Origin of the sequence: Bacillus cereus group sp. BfR-BA-01382 (genome assembly GCF_022663475.1) — a bacterium.
GTDB lineage: Bacteria > Bacillota > Bacilli > Bacillales > Bacillaceae_G > Bacillus_A > Bacillus_A thuringiensis_S.
The window spans coordinates 14,195-32,437 of record NZ_JAKUFQ010000060.1 but is presented as its reverse complement, the minus strand read 5'-3'; the positions used below and the strand labels follow the sequence as shown (position 1 = coordinate 32,437).

Here is an 18,243-nt window from a genome sequence, read left to right as displayed (position 1 = left end):
CGACTAAATGCTTTGTTACATCTCTATCTAATGACCATTGATAGCGATCTTCTACATCATCTAATGTCAATTCTCTTAATTGAACATATGGTACATTCATTTTTCTCTCCCCTTTTTATTTACCAATAGAAAATCCTTCGAACACTCTTCCACCATACTGTTCTAACGTCTTTTCTATAAAATGAATTAATTCATTTTTCTCTCCCGTTTTATAAAAATGATCAAAAGCGGCTACAAATTTGTTTGCATATTGCTCATCATACCTTCTTAGCACTCTAATGAACCATTTTGAACTCCCAAGCCACCTACCATTTACTCTTAATACATATTCATGTACTAAATCCGCTAATAGATTAGCGATAAACAATTCTTCTTCTCTTTTCGTTGCACCAATAAAGTCATCTAAAGTATCCGTAATAAAATATCGCTTCTGCTTAATCGTTTCTTCCGTCCATTTATCTGGTCCTTTATGTAGTAAACCATTCGCTTCTTTTTTTAATTTCTCAACAATTTCCTTTTCCCCTTTTAATGCAATCCCTTCTGAAACTAATTGTGGTAACGAAGGTCTCCCTCGATCACAATCCATTTTGAAAAAGGTTTTATATGTTTCAAAATTATGAACAAACACCTCAACAGGCCATCCATTACTATAGAAAGATTCTCTATAACAAGAAGTTAAACTTTGATCGACTATTACAATATCAAGGTCAGATGTTTTCGTCGCTTCTCCTCGTGCAACGCTTCCGCCGAGTAAAGCTACATCACAATTCGGAAATTGTGATGTAATTATGTTTTGTGCTGCTTCAATTGGTTTCATAACCGTTCCTCTTTTCTTATTTCACTTTCTTTTTTTCAGCTCTTTCTCTCGCTTTTTTTATATAGCTTTCTGCATCTGGTGTTTTACATGATGTCGCACCGTGATCAACCTCTACTTTTCCAATTTCACGCGCAATTCCAATCGTTTGTCGCTCTAAATCTTCATTACGAATTCCTATTGCGATTAAAGCACTATTCATCGCTTCTTTTTTTCTATTTTTTTCATTATGTATATTTTCTTTAATCTCTTCTAAGTACGGAGAGAAGAAATCATCATGTAACGCTTTATTTTTAATCGCTATATTTGCTAATAAAGACCAGCCAGCTCTTCCAATCCATTCATCATTAAACTTTGTCCACTCTTCCATTCTTTCTATTGCAATTGGCGAAGTACATATAGATGTCATAAGAAGATCCATTAAACAGTAATAATCAACATCCTGAACCCAACTATTAAGCTGTTCTGTCGTTATTTTCTTCGGATCTAAAATATAAGTTGCTAATGTCATTGCGTCCATATTTTTTGTTTCCCACAATTCAACTGCTAAATCATGATCTTTTTTTAGCTTCTTTTTTAACAATTTTAAATTCGCAAAACTAACTCCGAATAGTGGCTCTTTCGCTCCGTGGTTTTTATACGTTTTACGATTTTGTTCTGTTCCATATTTCTCTAGTTGCTGCATTACTTCCTCAAGAAACATATACCCACCTCTTTATCTTTTATGTTGACTTTATACATGTATGCACGATATATTCTACATTACTTTTTGGTTTTCCTATATTTATTTTTAAAATACGGTATGTGAAATTTCTAAACATTACACAGCCACACCATCAAAAAACTGTACCAGTTAAACATACAGTTTTTTGATGGTCCTCTCTATCATTTGGTCTATCCCCTATTTTTCAACTAATTTTTTTACATCTGACCACTCTTCTATTGACCCTGCGTCCGGAAAAACTGTAACTACATTAAAATTCGCACCTTTTTCTTTCCCAATTTGTTTAGCAGCTAATAAATTCGCTGCCGCAGAAGTTCCTATTTTTATACCAGTATCTTTGTAAAAACGTGCCATTTCATACAGGGTATCTTCATATGAATAAGTCCATTGTTTTTCTATCAAATTTTCTTCCTGTTCTATGAAATGTTGTTTCCTTCCTAAGCCGAACCCACCTGATCCAGCATATTTCTTTAAATCATTTGGTGGTTGTTCCGAAGCATAAGGCAATTCAGCAGGCATTACTAAATGTAGTTCAACATTTTTTGTATAATTCTTTATTGCTGTATAGCCTCCCATTAGAGTTCCACCAGTACCAGCAGATGCTACCCATGCATGTATTGGTTTTCCAATCATTTGTGCAATAATTTCTCGCCCTGTACCTTCAATATGACTTACTATATTTGCATTATTATAATGTTGGAATAAAAAGTATAATTCTGGATTTTGTTTGCTAATCTCTATTGCCTTCTCAATTACTGCGTAAAACCCCTTACATTTATCAACTAAGATTACGTTAGCACCATAATATTTGAGTTTATTTAATAGAGATTGACCAGTTGCAGAACTTAACACTAACGTGCATTCAATCCCTAAACAATTACAAATACACCCAATTGACCTCGCTAAGCTTCCACCACTATACTCTAAAATATTTTGTTTTTTGTCCGCTTCTTGTAAATATTTATTAATCATTCCAAGTGCGGCCCTATCCTTAATTGATCCTGTAGGATTATGCCATTCACATTTAGCATAGATAGAAAGGTTCTTCGTTTCTTCGCATTCTAATTTCATGAGAGGTGTATTTCCAACATGTTTAGAAAACTCTTTAAAATGTTTTACTATCATACTTTTATACCTCCTTCATAAATTATGTTTATTACATTTGCTCTTAGCCAAAATCTTTCTACATTTTAATAACTCTCTCAATAAGATTTTCTTATATAAAAATCCCTACAAACACTGTAGGGATTTATGTCTAAATCATTTTGTTACACTCTATTTCATATAATAATAGTTTCTTTATTCAGATGCATTCATAAGCACAATTCTCCAACCATCTGGATCCTCTATTGTGGTTCCTTTCTCTATCCAATACGGGTTTTCTGGTTCCACCTCATGATAGCCCATATTACTTAATCGATTCACTATCTTTTCAATTTCACCTTTATTAGGCATATAAAAAACTAGTAAATTATCTTTTGTCGGTGCCGGACATGGACTTCCATTAACATGTGTAGTAAACTCCAAATGATATTCTTCATCTGGTAAACCAAACATAACCCCGTCATATCCTTCATGATTGTGAAATTCCCCTATACGTTTTAATCCTAATCCTGTTTCATAAAAACTTATCACTTCTTCAAATCTATCTGTTGGTCTTGCAATTCTAAATTGAACCCAATTCTTCATGCAAATCTCCTCCTTTTCATTTTCCAAAGCTTTATAGTAATTAGTATAGGTTACATATATTCCCTTTAACATCCCTCATTAGTGTGAGCTTCCTAAGTTGAAAGACCTATAAGTTAATAAACAATAGGACTTTCGTATAAAATTCATATAAAATTAGTTATATAAATGTAGAGATGAAATACAAGCTATTACGTATGAAATAGTTCTCCTTGCAGGGCCTTTATATACCGATCAGCAGATCTTTGTACAGCTTTATTTGCATCTTCCACCACACCATGAAATGCATTATATAGTCGACTAAATTGGATATCTTTTACTTTCTCTGCCATATCTCTAACTTTATTCGCTGGTAATGGAATAAGATTGGGATAACTATACATAAAACTTACCCATTTTTGATCCGAAACTACTTGTATAATATCACCTGATAACAAAATACCTTTCCCTTCATTACCGTCTTTCCAATGTATAACAGTCCCGCCCTTAAAATGGCCTCCTAAGCGATGTAATATAAGTTCTTCCGATAACAAAAGATGCTCCCCAGACCAAAATTTAATTTGCTTACTCGGACGAACCACCCACTCTTTATCATCTTCATGAATATAAATAGGTACATTGAATGTTTCTGCCCATTTAACTTGTGTAGAATAATAATGTGGATGAGAAAGTGCTATTGCTTGAATACCACCTAAATCATATATACGTTGTATCGTTTTATCATCTAAATAACTAATGCAATCCCACATAACATTTAGAGTTTTACTTTGTATTAAAAATGCTGTTTGTCCAATCGCAAATTTAGGTTTAGTAGTAATGCTATACAAACCGCTTTCTTCTTTTATTATTTCGTTTTTGTATAAATTGCTATTTTGCATTGTTTCTAATGTTGTCCATGACTGCCCAATTGGATTAACATATTGTCTTTCCTCATTACAAATTTTACAACGAGAAGGTGCTTCTTCATTTTCGGGATACTGTACTCCACATGTAGTACAAATATAATTATTCATATTCCCACTCCTTTTTTTATGTAATTATTTCTTTACCAATATTTTAATAAAAAACAAAAATATTCGAATCAATAATTGGAACGAAAATGAAGTGATACGAAAGTATGATTAGTCTCCTTTCGTTTTAAGACTTTAGTCTAATTCCTATAAATTTTTTATTTCCTACTTCCAAGAAAATAGAGTTTTAATTTTATTAAAACTTTCTAATATATTTAATCCTTTAATCGTTAAAAGAAGGAGCAAATCTTCATAAAATAAACGAATAAATTAATAGTTTTTGTCAAAATTTTAACACAACAATACTTACTAACACACATCAGGGGGATATTAGGCTTAAATTAAGGAAAGATTTTAATAAAAAGCATTATAATGCTTTATGAAGGAATTACTGCATTAGGTGCTATTATGTTGTACGAGGTATTTAATATAGAAGTTTGTTGATAGAAATATCGGATCAATTAAATTTGATGATTGAAGAGTTTGTAACGAGAGATGAATATTGATTTCAAGCTTCATTTTAGGGGAAATAAACATCACAAACTACATGAATTAAAAAGTAGCCTTAAAGCAAAAGTCATATCCATGAAATGTTTAAATTCATATACAATTTTATACAACCACTTTTTTATAAAGCAAGAAAAGTGGTTGTATGTTTTAAAAAGTATTTTTTGTTACAAAATCATGCTACACATTTCATTAAACTACAACTACTCATTTTCTTTTTTCTTCTTTTGTTCCTCAGATGGCTCTTCTGTTGGATCTGGTTCTTGCTCATCCTTTTTGTTTAATTCATTATTTTTTTCCTCCTGTCTTTGTTCAGAAGGTTCCTCCGTTGGATCTGGCTCCTTTTCATCTTTTGGAGCTGGATTACAGCCAATTAATAATCCTACTGTAAATATGCTTGTCATTAATATTGAAAGCATTTTTTTATAATTCAATTAAAGCACCTCCTAAAATTAATATCCCTTGTATTGTTTCCAATTCACCATTCAATTTATCCAATCATTTGTGATGTTTCTTCCAAAATGACATTCCTTTAAAATCTTGCATACTTTTTGCCAAACTTTTTTACACTTGTAAAAAAGTTTTTTTGCATTTCCCTACCTATAATTGCTAATATAGTAGAGTAGAACTTTTATAGAGAGAAGGAAAATTATGCACAATGGAATTCGAATGACAACTTTGGTAAAAAGGGCTATGTTGGTTTGTGCGGGGGTATTATTTACATACGAAGCCGCTTTAGGATCAGTACATACTGCTTTAGCTAGTACAGAGGATGAAGCAAAATCTGTTCAACTTGTAAGTGAGATTCAAACATCTCTTGCTCCGAAAGAGGCTCCAAAGCATTATAACGGACAAGTTAGAAAAGTCGCTTACTTAACATTTGATGACGGTCCCGGAAAATACACAGCTGAGCTTTTAGATATGTTAAAGAAAGAAAATGCAAAAGCAACATTCTTCCTAATTGGTTCAAACGTAAAAGCTTTCCCTGATCTTGTAAAACGCGAAGATGCTGAAGGCCACTACGTTGGGATGCACAGTATGACTCATAACTACAAGAAACTTTACACTGAAGGTCATTATGTAGATGAAATGAAGGAAGATCAAGGCTTAATCGCTGGTGTTTTAGGTAAATCACCAGTATTAACTCGCCCATCTTACGGATCAATGCCAGGATTAAACGAAGCTCTTCGCAACAAAGTTGTAGAAAATGGCTTAAAGGTTTGGGATTGGACAATTGATTCTTTAGACTGGAAATATAACAAAATGCAAGTTGATGCTGCATCTGCTAAAATTGTAGAGAACGTACTACATGGTGCTACAAATCCAACAGAAGTTATCCTTATGCATGATATTCATCCACAATCGGTAAAAGCAGTACCTGGAATTATTAAAGGACTGAAAGAAAAAGGATATGAATTAGAAGCATATAATGAGAACGAACACTTCCCATTAAACTTCTGGCATGATAATCGTATGTAATGAAAAGACTTGATTCCCTCTAGTAGGTTATCAAGTCTTTTTTATCGTTTTGGGAAATTTCTTTGTTGCTCTTCAATAAAAAGAATAATCTTTTCTCTGTCCTCTTGTGTAATACTTATAGAAAATTCGTACTCCTCTTCCTTACACCATGAAGGGGTAAGTTCCTGAGATAATCGGACTACAATTTGAAACTCATCTTCATTTTCCCCCATTAATTCAAACGCTATATTAGGCTCTATGAAATCTAGTTCGGTATATGTAGGATTCGGTAATGATTGAAACCATTTTTTCATACGCTGTAAGTCGAACGTTTGTAGAAAAGGATCCATCGTTTCAAAAACTTTATTTCCTTCTGACAGTTTCGCTTTTACTATTAGCCAATTTCTATCACACTCCTCTTTTGCATCTTTAAATTGGTATTTCACCACCTCTAAATGTAATACTATTTTTTTATTTTGAAAATTCATAAATTCCTCCTCTTCTTGCTATAAAACTTTTACTTTATAAATTTGAAATTTATACGCCTTTCTTAACTTGTAAGACACTTTCTATCTCCCATTAATTTCAACTCTTAGATATAATGATTTTTATTTACTAATACATATGACTGATTTTAACATATCATCCTTTATACATTAAATAAATTTGATTTGCAATATAATCTGAACTAAAGTGAAGTCCATTCCTTATCCACCACATGATAATCCCTACCAAAGAGGCTGTTTTAATATCAACTGCAACGTAATCATCAGGTAAATTCTTTTTCGTATTCTCTCTTCTCGTTTCTATTAATTGCTTTAAAAATAAAAACAATTGCTCCTCAAATTGATTCATTTTAAATAATATAAATAAAAAATTTCGGTGAATATATAAATAATCTAGCAATTGTGTTAGCTTTTGTTTTTCTGATAAATCTTTTGCATGTATTAAATCAACAATTTTATTTGAATGCTCATTTAAAATTTCGCTAGTGATTTGGTCTAGTAAATCTTGAATATCTTGATAATGCAAATAAAATGTTGTTCGATTTAACCCTGCTTTTGTTGCGATTTTCTGAACCGTTAAGCTTGAAATAGTAGGATTCGCCAATTAGCAGGTGCTATTGGAACAGCAGTTATTATCACGGTGTATACAATTCAATCCACTTCACACATTTCACAGTTATCTAGTGAGAATGGAAATATATCAGCTATGCAAGTAACAAACTTATCTTCTATCTATAGATCAAGTGATGCGTACGTATTTATGTTAGTCTTATCTATTGTGGCTTTAATTATTGCATGTTTCACGCCTAAAAAAGTAATAATCAAAGATACGAAAGTAAATCTTCAAACAAAAAATGATAATTAAAAATTAAGCACTTAAAAGATGGTTCCAGAATTGTACCGTATCCATCTTTTTAAGTGTTTATGCACCATAATTATAATCCTTAATTACTATTTGAAGAGATTGTATTTTAATAAATAATCCTTAGAATTCTTAATACGGAATAGCTTATAAGTACATATTAATTATAAGGAGTGATATATTTATGGATTTTCTTTCACCTGAATATTTGTCTGCCTTATTAGCAATTATCGTAATCGATTTAGTGTTAGCCGGAGATAACGCCATTGTAATTGGATTAGCAGCAAGACGATTACCGAAAGATCAACAAAAGAAAGTTATCATTTGGGGAACCGTTGGAGCAATTGCTATAAGAGCTCTTGCTACTTTAGTTGTCGTTTGGTTATTAAAAATACCAGGATTACTTTTAATTGGTGGTGTACTTCTTATATGGATTGCTTACAAATTAATTGCTGAAGGCAAAGACCATGATATTAAGGCAGAAGAAGGATTTTGGTCTGCTATTAAAACCATTATCATTGCTGATGCGTTAATGGGTATTGATAATGTACTCGCTGTTGCAGGAGCTGCGCATGGTAACTTTTCTTTAGTAATCATCGGGCTATTAGTTTCTATTCCTGTAGTCGTATGGGGCAGTACATTGATTTTAAAATGGGTAGATCGTTTTCCTGTCATCATTACGATTGGAGCAGCGGTTTTAGCTTATACTGCTGCAAAAATGATTGTAGATGAGAAATGGTTCGCTGGATTTTTCGAAAGTAACCCTTTCATTAAATGGGCATTTATCATTATGATCATTGTTGGTGTAGTGTTCTTCGGAAAAGCAAAACAAAAAGCAACAGCTAGTTCTGTCTAATAATGATGGTATATTTACAAATAAAAAGCGCTATTCATATGAATAGCGCCTTTTATTATTTAGCTTCCCCTTCCGGAGTCGTTTTTACCTTCGTTTTGTTTTTATCACGATTGTTATAGTTATACTTCGAACGATCTACTGGAGTGAATCCTTCCGGTGTGTAGAATCGTAATAAGTCACCATTTACGACTTGGTCAGAGTATTTTAGTGAGTTTTGAACCATTTGTTCATTTTTCTTTATTTCATCTGTAAATTCTACAGGTTTTCCAGTTGTTGTATCATAGTATTTGCCGTTTAGTGCAGTAACAGTTGGGCTTACGTAGTTACCGTTACGGAACGCAACGACTTGTTTATGCTCTGGTGATAATAAATCTGAACCGAATTGAACATAGTTTTTCGTATCTGTACCTAGTAAGTGTAATAACGTAGGAAGAACGTCAATTTCACCGCCATATTGATGTTGTACGCCACCTTTCACTCCTGGTACACGAACGATTAAAGGCACACGTTGTAACTGTGCATTTTCAAATGAGTTCATTTCTTTACCCATTACTTTTGACATTGCTGCGTTATGATTATCTGAAATACCGTAATGGTCTCCGTACATAACGATAATTGAGTTATCATATAAACCAGATTGTTTCAAGTAATCGATGAAGCCTTTTACAGATTCATCTAAATAGCGTGCTGTTTGGAAGTACGTATCTACTGATGAATCACCTGTTGTTGCTGGTTCAATCGTTGCTTCTGCCTTATCAATTGGATAAGGGAAATGGTTCGATAACGTAATAAACTTCGTATAGAACGGTTGTTTCAACGTTTGTAATAACGGAATAGATTCATTAAAGAACGGTTTATCTTTTAATCCGTAGTTTACTACGTCTTTTTCATTCATATCGTAGTATGACGCATCAAAGAATTTATTAAAACCAAATGATTTATAAATATCGTCACGGTTCCAGAATGTTTTGTAGTTACCATGGAATACTGCTGATGTGTATCCTTGTTGTCCTAAAATAGCTGGTGCTGATTGATACGTATTATGAGATTTCGTTGTAAAGACAGAACCTTGCGGTAAACCAAACATTGAATTCTCTAACATAAACTCCGCATCAGATGTTTTCCCTTGTCCTGTTTGATGGAAGAAGTTATCAAAGTATAGCGTATTCGCATCTTTTGTAAATGAGTTTAAGAACGGTGTAACTTCTTGACCATTTAATTTGTAATCAATTAAGAAGTTTTGGAATGACTCTAAATGAATATAAATTACGTTCATTCCCTTTCCTTTACCGAAATACTCAGGATTTGGACTTGCATAAGTTGATGTTAAATAATTTCGTACTTCTGTCATATTATCGCCATCAGCTAATGCTCGTTCTGTCGATGCTTTCGCACTTTGAATTCCATCATAAATTGTGTAGTTGTATGCCCCTAAATATTTCACAATATAATTACGGTCAAACGTTCTTGTTAATAATTCCGGACGGTCAGACTCTGCAAGACCTAAATTAACACTGAATAATAAAATACCTGCTACAAATACTAGAGATACTTTATGCTTCGCAACACGAATTGGTTTTGGATTTGCAAATTTTGTTGCAACTAACACAATTAATATAATCGTGTCTAAGAAGTATAGTGGATCATAAAGATGTAGCAACGCAAGAATACTACCACCTAAATCTCCAAAGTTATTCGTTTGTGTTAATGTTGGGAACGTAATAAAGTCACTGAAAAAGCGATAGTAAACTACGTTTGCATATAAAAGAATCGACAATAACAAGTTGATAACAATTAACCAAATATAAGATCGCTTCCCTTTTGCAAATAATGCAAGTCCTAAAAATAGAACTGCTGAACTAAGCGGGTTAAAAAACAGCAAGAATTTTTGGATTGTGTTTGAAATTCCTAAATTAAATTCCGTTACATAGGCTGCATACGTTTTGAGCCACAATAAAATAACGGCAAACAGAAAGAATCCAAAATGATTGCTTAACACACTTTTGCTCTTTAATAAGAACTGTTTCATTTCTCCACCTCTTTTGATCATCCAAGGCTTATTTTTTATAAGTCTGTCTCTCTATTCGATTTTTCTTCTTCAAATAGATTTTTTTATTTAACTATATGAAGAATATTAGTAATTATAATTTGAAGCTTGTATTTATTCAACTATTTCTTTTTAAACATTTTGACCTTGGTTTCTATTTAATAAAATAAATTTGTAACATTTCCTGTTTTCTCCCAAGATTCATCCACTAATTATGACATCCCATACTATATACCTTTATAAACTCATTCGCAAACTATTCTATCTCCAATTTTGGTACATATTTCACATGACAAAATAATGTTATTTAATTATATTGCTCACCTTACATTCCCCTGCTTCAACTAAATCTTAAAGTCATTACATCTCTTCCATACATGAAAAATCCTCATGTTCACTAATATTATATTTGAATAATTATTCATTTGCCCCCACCAATGGTGTTATGTTTTCTCGACAAAAAAACTCGCTCTAAAAAGAGCGAGTTTTTTCATTATATATTATTGACCTTTGTACATTGCATCTACTTGTTTTTGAAGTTCTTCATTTTCTAAGTACTCATCGTAAGTTGCTTCTTTATCGATTACACCGTTTGGCGTTACTTCGATAATGCGGTTTGCAATTGTTTGTACGAACTGATGGTCATGAGATGTGAATAACATTGTACCTTTGAAAGCAATTAAACCGTTGTTTAATGCAGTGATAGACTCAAGGTCTAAGTGGTTCGTTGGATCGTCAAGTGTGATTACGTTCGCACCACTTAACATCATTTTAGATAACATACAACGAACTTTTTCGCCTCCAGATAATACAGAAACGTTCTTCTTAACTTCTTCACCTGAGAATAACATACGGCCTAAGAAACCACGTAAGAAGCTTTCTGACTCATCTTGTGGAGAGAATTGGCGTAACCAATCAACTAAGTTATAGTCACTGTTCTCAAAGTATTTAGAGTTATCTCTTGGGAAGTAAGATTGAGATGTTGTAACACCCCATTTGAATGAACCGCTATCTGGCTCCATTTCACCCATAAGGATTTTAAATAATGTTGTCATCGCGATATCGTTACGACCGATAAATGCAACTTTATCACCTTTATTTAAAGTGAAGTACACATTATCTAACACTTTTTCGCCATCAATTGTTTTAGAAAGGCCTTCAACAGTTAATAAGTCATTTCCTATTTCACGCTCAGGTGTGAAGCCAACGAATGGGTAACGACGTGATGATGGTCTAATATCATCTAATGTAATTTTATCTAATAATTTTTTACGAGAAGTTGCTTGTTTCGCTTTAGATGCGTTTGAGCTAAAGCGTGCAATGAAGTTTTGTAACTCTTTTACTTTCTCTTCTTTTTTCTTATTAGCATCTTGTGTTAATTTTAAAGCTAATTGGCTTGACTCATACCAGAAGTCATAGTTACCAACATAAAGTTGAATTTTACCGAAATCAAGATCAGCCATGTGCGTACATACTTTATTTAAGAAGTGACGGTCATGGGATACAACGATTACTGTATTTTCAAAGTTCATTAAGAAGTTTTCTAACCATTGAATCGCTTTTAAGTCCAAGTGGTTGGTAGGCTCATCTAGTAATAGAATATCAGGTTTACCGAATAATGCTTGAGCAAGTAATACTTTTACTTTCTCTGCACCAGTCAATTCTGATAATTTTTTGTCATGAAGATCTTCACCAATACCAAGACCTTTTAGAAGGATTGCAGCTTCTGACTCAGCTTCCCAACCGTTAAGCTCAGCGAACTCACCTTCAAGTTCTGCAGCACGCATTCCATCTTCATCACTAAAGTCTTCTTTCATGTAAATAGCATTTTTCTCTTGCATTACTTTGTAAAGTTGCGTGTGACCCATAATTACTGTTTCTAATACTGGGAACTCTTCATATTCGAAGTGGTTCTGTTTTAATACTGCTAGACGCTCACCTGGCGTAATATGTATATCACCTGTTGATGGTTCAATTTCTCCAGATAAAATCTTTAGAAATGTTGATTTACCAGCACCGTTTGCTCCGATTAAACCGTAGCAGTTACCTGACGTGAATTTTATGTTAACATCTTCAAATAATTTGCGATCCGCGAAACGCAAACTAACGTTACTTACTGTAATCATTTGTGTCCTCCTACTAATACCGCTTATTTCAGCGTTTTCTCACCGATTGTCTTAAAAAATCGCATATTACGACTCAATTATTGTAGACTATAGCTATTATATAGTAGAAGCTGGATGAATAGCAACGGTTGATTACCTTTCTACAATGAAATCGGATAGTTTTTATCCATTCCCTTAGCTATGGTATGTATATCATCGACCTCTTTCTCATGTTACCATTCACTTCTCGTTGTGTAATACATTGGATTCATTTTCCATTTAAGATTTTATATATAGAAAAACTGTAGAGAAATCATCCCCTACAGTCTTCACTTATTTCGTATTTATTATTTTTTCTTTATAACTCTTCAATTTACTCGTTAACCCCATTAAAGCAGGTAACAATATCGGCATCACGATTAAAGCTAATAGTAATAGTGCAACGCCAACAACTGATGCAACTTGTATAAGTGTTAACACACCTGATGGAATTAATGCTGCAAACGTCCCTACTAAAATTAGCGCCGCCGATAATACAACTCCTCCTATATGACGAGATGCAGTTACAATTTTTGTTACCGAATCCCCTTCGATCTCGTTATAGCGCATCATTACGAAAATACTATAATCCACTCCTAAAGCGACAATCATAATGAAGCTAAAGAATGGAACATTCCAGCTTAATGTATCTACATGTAATACATGTGCACTAATTTGTTCGCTTATACCAAGTGATGCGAAGTACGCTAATAGTAATGAGCCAATAATAAATATTGTGTTTAGTAGTGAGCGTGTAATTACGATTAATACAATGGCAATTCCAATTAACATAATTGTAGCTGTACGTAAAAAATCTTGACCTGTTACTTCTTTTAAATCAACGTTTCTAGATGTTGTTCCGCCGATCGCTGTTTTCGCATCATGTAATTCCGTTCCCTTTACAGTGCCATCGATTGTTTTATTAATTTCTTGAATAATTGGCATCGCTTCTTTGGAATACGGATTTACATCTAAAATGATGGTCATTTTAGCAATTTTTCTATCCTGTGACATGTACGTGTTCAATGCTTTTTGGAAATCTTCTCCCTCTAGCACTTCTTTTGGAATATAAAACTTCTCAGAGCTTTTCGACTCATTGAGCTCCCCTAAATATTTCTGTGCGTCATGCAGGCCATTACTTACTTTTCCAAGCCCTTCTGTACTTTTAGATAAACCGGATTGTAATTGCCCCATCTTTTCTTGCAGGTCTTTAAGGCCCGTTAAAAGTTGTCCTTGTCCATCGTTTATTTTCGTTAATCCAGATTGTAACTCAACTGATTTATTTGCAATTTGTTTTGAACCTGCAGTACCTTCATTTAATCCATTTTTAAGATCCGCTGCTCCCTTTTGTAACTTATTAACTCCAATGCCCATTTCTTTTAAGCCATTGTCCACTTTCCATAACGATTGATTCGCTTCTTTAAATGAACTCATCGCCGTTTTGTGCTGGGTTGCTAATTGATTTAATTCATTTGAAAGTACGCTTAATTTTTTTTGTGCCTCTTTAGCAATCCCTATCATTTGTTGTATGTTTGGATCATTCGCTAATTCTGGTTTCGTTTGAACGAAATTGGTCATTAACATTTCAATTTGTTCATATCCTTTTTTCGCACCGTCAATCGCTTGATCAATACTTCCGAAGTATTGATCGTAAGAACTTAAACCTTTTTCTAACTGTGCATAACCAGTATGAAGCTGTGACGTTGCATTGGATAGGACATTTATATTTTTATTTACTGAAGTTAACCCACTCTCAATTTGCTGCGCTCCTTGTGCACCTCCGTTTATGCCGCTGGATAATTGATGTAAAGCTGTTCCTAATGCTGATACCCCATTTTTCGCCTCGTTCGTTCCATCAATTAATTTTTGAACATTCGCAAGACTATTTGAATCATTACTTCCCATTTTATTTTTCGCATCCGTTAATCCATCATTAATTTCCTTTATGCCACCATCGGCATCTCCTAATCCTGTATTCAATTCTCCCGCTTGCTTATTTAAATATAATTCTTTTATCTTCTCACCAGTTGGACGTGTTGGTGCATATACTTCTGACACACCTTTAACTTTCGAAATTTTATCAGTTAATTCATCTAAAATTTGTAGAGAAGTTCCTTCATCCAGCTTTTTATCAGATTGAATGACTAATGTACTCGGTGAAGAGAAACCAGGCGGAAAATGATCTTCTATTACGTTAATACCTATCTTTGATTCATACTTATTATCCACTTCAAATAAATCATTGTAATTCAGTGTAGTAGAGTATTTTAATACGAAAGGAATCGATATTACGAGTACGATGATTAAAGCGATAAATGGCCTTGCTACTGAATTTTTCGCAAAGAATCCCCATAAGCGACTATCCTCATGACCTTTAAATGTTTTTACTGGATAAAACATTCCTTTTCCTAAAAGCACCATAAAAAATGGATTTAACGTAGTTAATACGAGTAATAATACTGCGACACCAATTGCTACGGCTGAAGTAGATTGATATAATTTAAAACTCGCTAAAGCAAGAGATGCAAAACCAATTAGTACTGCTATCCCACTATATAAAACGGTTTTCCCTGCCGATTTAAACGTTTCTTTCGTAGCTAAAAATGCATTTTCTTGTTTACTTAATTCTTCCTTAAACCTTGTATATAATAAAATGTTATAGTCTGTTCCAACCCCAAACAGGACAACAACTACAAACACTTGTGTAAAGTTAGAAAACGGAAAATTAAATTGATCTACTAGATGGGCAATAATCCCCATTGAAACTAAATATGATACACCCACTGTAAGCAGAGAAACGATTGGAACAATTGGTGAACGAAATACAATGATTAATACAACTAAAATGAAAATGATAGAAATAACTTCTGTCTTTTTCACTCCCTCTTGAGAGGATGTAAGAAAATCACCCGCTATTAAATCACTTCCTGTTAAGTACGTTTTAACTCCCTTCGGTTTAATTTTATTATGAAGCCCATTTGCAATTTTTGATATTTCACCATGTTTTTTATCTACAGAAATTTGCGTTAAAATGGTCGTATTGTCTTTAGATATCAATTGTTTTTCCAAGTCTTTATTATCTAAATGTGAAACAACTTCCTTAATTCCTAATTGCTCTTTTTCATTTTGTAAAGCGTTGATTGTTTTTATTATTTCATCTTTTTGCTCAGTTGTTAAAGCTGCTTTACTTCCACTATTAAAAACAGCTATAACATCATATTTTTCTGTCCCGTCTTTATCCATCTCTCTTATCATTTTGTCAGCGATACTACTTTGCTCTGTATTCGGAATCGTAATATGCCCTTTTTCTTTCACTAATTTATCCATATTAGGCATCGTTACGATCATTGTAATAGTAATAACTATCCATAATAGAAAAGATAAACTTCTCCAATTTTTTAGCTTACTCATTTTAATCATCTCCCGTTTTGAAAGTATAATGTTAGTTCCGGAATGAATATTCATTCCTATTATTTTGAAACTATTTTTAGGAATGAACGTTCATTCCTATCATTCTATTGATTTATTCTATAGACCCTATTAAACTAATCTTTTCCGGAATGAATGTTCATTCCTTTGGTTGCACAAATACCCTCTCCTACTTTCATTTTTTAAATCTATTTAGGAATGAATATTCATTCCTGTCCTTATAAAGCTATAGAATCAAATGATTCTAATAGCATTCCAAGAGCTTTCTTCCAATTCTTTTACTAACTCTTTCGAGTATTCTAATTGCCCTGTTGCAATTACTTTCGTTAATGCTTCTAGCGGCTGATATACAATAATAATTAAAGCAACTGGAGGCAATGGACGAAGAAAACCTTTTGCGATTCCATCTTCAATAATATTCATAAAGAAGCCTATAAAATCGTCAAATATTTTCTTACTTTGTTCATCAAGAAAATAACTGTCACAGTGAGAATTTGTAAATAAAAAAGCGTCCACATTGTTTCTCGCAAATTCAAATAAACGGTTGTACGTATGACTAAACTGTTCACGAATATTTGCTTCAACAGGAAAATCTGTTTTTATCATTTCAGAAAGCTCTAACATACTTTTTGAAAATAATGAGTTAACTAGTGCCTCTTTATTTTCAAAATAGCGATAAATAGTACCCGCACCGACTTTTGCCTTTTCAGCGATCATTGGAATTGTCGTACCATCGTAACCACGCTCTGCAAAAAGTTGCATCGCAGCATCAAAAATATCCTCTTGTTTGTTTTTAGCCATTTTTTCCACCTCTATTTTTAGGAATGAAAATTCATTCCGTTTTTAATTATAAATTACAAGGACTAAAAGTCAAGTGCGTAACTACGTATAGTTGCAATTTTAATCCCTTGTTTGTGAATCAATTTATATCAGCGGTTTTTAGAATACATCGACTTACCGACAAAAACGAGAACCAAAGAGAAAACCGTCCCAAATTTTGTTTGGGACAGCCCCATTTCCTATTTAAAGCTTAAAAGAAATCATAAATAAAAGCTTTACGTACTGGAACTATATTCTCAAATGCTTGTATTTCCTCTTCGCTTCCGCTAATGAATTCTAGTTCATTAAGTTCTAACGGACGCTTGTAGCCAAACATTATTGTAGATAATGCGTTAATATCCAGCTTAATTCCTTTATCTATTGTTTCCTCTTTCATAATTGTTATTTCATGATTCGCAAGTCTCACTGTTACGTTATTCCACGGAGCAAATGCGTCTGTAATGTGTAGGATCACTTCTTGCTGTACATTGTTCCAGCTCAACTCATATTGTTTTAAGAACTGCTCTACATCTACAATTCTTCCCATAAAATATGGTTTTATTTCTGTCTTCACGCGTAGCTCTTGCAATGAATATAGCAACGGTTCGTTTTCACTTACTGTCATTTCAAGTTCTTTAATCATAGAATCATGCTGGCAAATAAAGTTCCACAGACCATTTCGTGCTTCATTATGCAGTGGTACAAATTCTTCTACTGTCATTTTATAGTTTTCTATTTTGTATAACATGTAACCTGCTGCCTTTTTATTTTCATCATAGTAAATCGCTAATGTTAAATCATCATAAACTGCTTGTAACCACCAGTTCTTCTCTCGAACTAACATACCTGAAAAACGTTCTGCAAATACTTCATAGAGCTTCTCGACTTCTTCTGGATGATTTTCTTTATTGAAACGTTTCACAGTGCCATTTACTTGTTTTTTCATCACTAAATCGCTCTTAGTCATATGACATGTGACTAAATTCGCACAAAGTTCCCAGCCGTATTTACGGTAAAATGAAACAGCAAATGGATGTAACATAGAGACTGTATAGCCATCTTTTTTCATTATTTGAAGTGAATGTTGAAGTAGCTCTTTTACATACCCACTTCTTCTGTACTCTGGATACGTCGCTACTCCTGCAACGCCACCCATTTTAAATTTTTCTTTACCTATGTAAATATGAAACGGAATAAGATGTAGTTTTGCTGCTAAGTCTTCCCCTTCCATAATGCCGTATATTTCATGACTTTCCTTCATCTTTGTAAGTTGCTGCTGTAATCGTTCCTCATCTACTTTATATTGAAAAGCGTATTCTGATAAACGTAATGCTTCTCTGAACTTATCTTCTTTTAATTGCATGACATTCATATAATTCTC

Annotated in this window: 15 protein-coding genes and 1 pseudogene; 3 read left to right on the top strand and 13 right to left on the bottom strand. The window is 33.2% G+C overall.

Going from position 1 to position 18,243, the window contains the following annotated elements; genetic code table 11:
* Positions 1–115 precede the first annotated feature (115 nt).
* The 6 genes from MR160_RS21230 to MR160_RS21205 all read right to left on the bottom strand — a co-directional run bounded on the left by MR160_RS21230 (position 116) and on the right by MR160_RS21205 (position 5,175).
* Positions 116–817 (bottom strand): nucleotidyltransferase domain-containing protein, encoded by a 702-nt coding sequence (locus MR160_RS21230; protein ID WP_000802430.1) that lies wholly within the window; start codon positions 815–817, stop codon positions 116–118.
* Positions 818–833: 16 nt separating this feature from the next.
* Positions 834–1,517, bottom strand: a complete 684-nt coding sequence (locus MR160_RS21225; protein WP_000478212.1) for a DNA alkylation repair protein — start codon at positions 1,515–1,517, stop codon at positions 834–836.
* A gap of 198 nt (positions 1,518–1,715) precedes the next feature.
* The gene (locus MR160_RS21220; protein WP_000635842.1) at positions 1,716–2,663 is read right to left on the bottom strand and encodes a PLP-dependent cysteine synthase family protein; all 948 of its coding nucleotides are present in this window, start codon (positions 2,661–2,663) and stop codon (positions 1,716–1,718) included.
* 174 nt (positions 2,664–2,837) lie between these two features.
* The gene (locus MR160_RS21215; RefSeq protein ID WP_000800678.1) at positions 2,838–3,227 is read right to left on the bottom strand and encodes a VOC family protein; all 390 of its coding nucleotides are present in this window, start codon (positions 3,225–3,227) and stop codon (positions 2,838–2,840) included.
* Positions 3,228–3,415: 188 nt separating this feature from the next.
* Complete coding sequence (locus MR160_RS21210) at positions 3,416–4,237, bottom strand: MBL fold metallo-hydrolase (protein ID WP_001067271.1); 822 nt, start codon at positions 4,235–4,237, stop codon at positions 3,416–3,418.
* A 707-nt stretch (positions 4,238–4,944) separates the two neighbouring features.
* The gene (locus tag MR160_RS21205; RefSeq protein WP_001106986.1) at positions 4,945–5,175 is read right to left on the bottom strand and encodes a hypothetical protein; all 231 of its coding nucleotides are present in this window, start codon (positions 5,173–5,175) and stop codon (positions 4,945–4,947) included.
* A gap of 217 nt (positions 5,176–5,392) precedes the next feature.
* Here MR160_RS21205 and MR160_RS21200 point away from each other — a divergent pair, with 217 nt between their 5' ends.
* Complete coding sequence (locus tag MR160_RS21200) at positions 5,393–6,220, top strand: peptidoglycan-N-acetylglucosamine deacetylase (protein ID WP_000551449.1); 828 nt, start codon at positions 5,393–5,395, stop codon at positions 6,218–6,220.
* Between the two features lie 41 nt (positions 6,221–6,261).
* Here the strand turns inward: MR160_RS21200 and MR160_RS21195 are convergent, their stop codons facing one another.
* Both MR160_RS21195 and MR160_RS21190 read right to left on the bottom strand, forming a co-directional pair.
* The gene (locus MR160_RS21195) at positions 6,262–6,687 is read right to left on the bottom strand and encodes a WapI family immunity protein (protein ID WP_001010973.1); all 426 of its coding nucleotides are present in this window, start codon (positions 6,685–6,687) and stop codon (positions 6,262–6,264) included.
* Between the two features lie 154 nt (positions 6,688–6,841).
* Positions 6,842–7,303: pseudogene (locus tag MR160_RS21190) on the bottom strand (TetR/AcrR family transcriptional regulator); the annotation flags it as partial.
* Positions 7,304–7,345: 42 nt separating this feature from the next.
* On the opposite strand from MR160_RS21190, the gene MR160_RS21185 reads away from it, so the two are divergent.
* Positions 7,346–7,570, top strand: coding sequence for a multidrug MFS transporter (locus tag MR160_RS21185; protein WP_242297995.1), 225 nt, complete (start codon positions 7,346–7,348; stop codon positions 7,568–7,570).
* A 181-nt stretch (positions 7,571–7,751) separates the two neighbouring features.
* Positions 7,752–8,423: a TerC family protein gene (locus tag MR160_RS21180; protein ID WP_000346946.1), complete on the top strand. Its 672-nt coding sequence runs from the start codon at positions 7,752–7,754 to the stop codon at positions 8,421–8,423.
* A 55-nt stretch (positions 8,424–8,478) separates the two neighbouring features.
* Here MR160_RS21180 and ltaS read toward each other — a convergent pair whose 3' ends face one another.
* The 5 genes from ltaS to MR160_RS21155 all read right to left on the bottom strand — a co-directional run bounded on the left by ltaS (position 8,479) and on the right by MR160_RS21155 (position 18,234).
* Positions 8,479–10,452 carry a lipoteichoic acid synthase gene (gene ltaS, locus MR160_RS21175; protein ID WP_000808776.1) on the bottom strand — a complete coding sequence of 658 codons (1,974 nt, stop codon included), beginning with the start codon at positions 10,450–10,452 and terminating at the stop codon, positions 8,479–8,481.
* 518 nt (positions 10,453–10,970) lie between these two features.
* Positions 10,971–12,596, bottom strand: a complete 1,626-nt coding sequence (locus MR160_RS21170) for an ABC-F family ATP-binding cassette domain-containing protein (protein ID WP_242297993.1) — start codon at positions 12,594–12,596, stop codon at positions 10,971–10,973.
* Between the two features lie 312 nt (positions 12,597–12,908).
* Positions 12,909–16,025, bottom strand: coding sequence for an MMPL family transporter (locus MR160_RS21165; RefSeq protein ID WP_142307914.1), 3,117 nt, complete (start codon positions 16,023–16,025; stop codon positions 12,909–12,911).
* 252 nt (positions 16,026–16,277) lie between these two features.
* Complete coding sequence (locus MR160_RS21160; protein WP_001107300.1) at positions 16,278–16,844, bottom strand: TetR/AcrR family transcriptional regulator; 567 nt, start codon at positions 16,842–16,844, stop codon at positions 16,278–16,280.
* A gap of 229 nt (positions 16,845–17,073) precedes the next feature.
* Positions 17,074–18,234, bottom strand: a complete 1,161-nt coding sequence (locus tag MR160_RS21155; protein WP_142307915.1) for a GNAT family N-acetyltransferase — start codon at positions 18,232–18,234, stop codon at positions 17,074–17,076.
* Positions 18,235–18,243 lie beyond the last annotated feature (9 nt).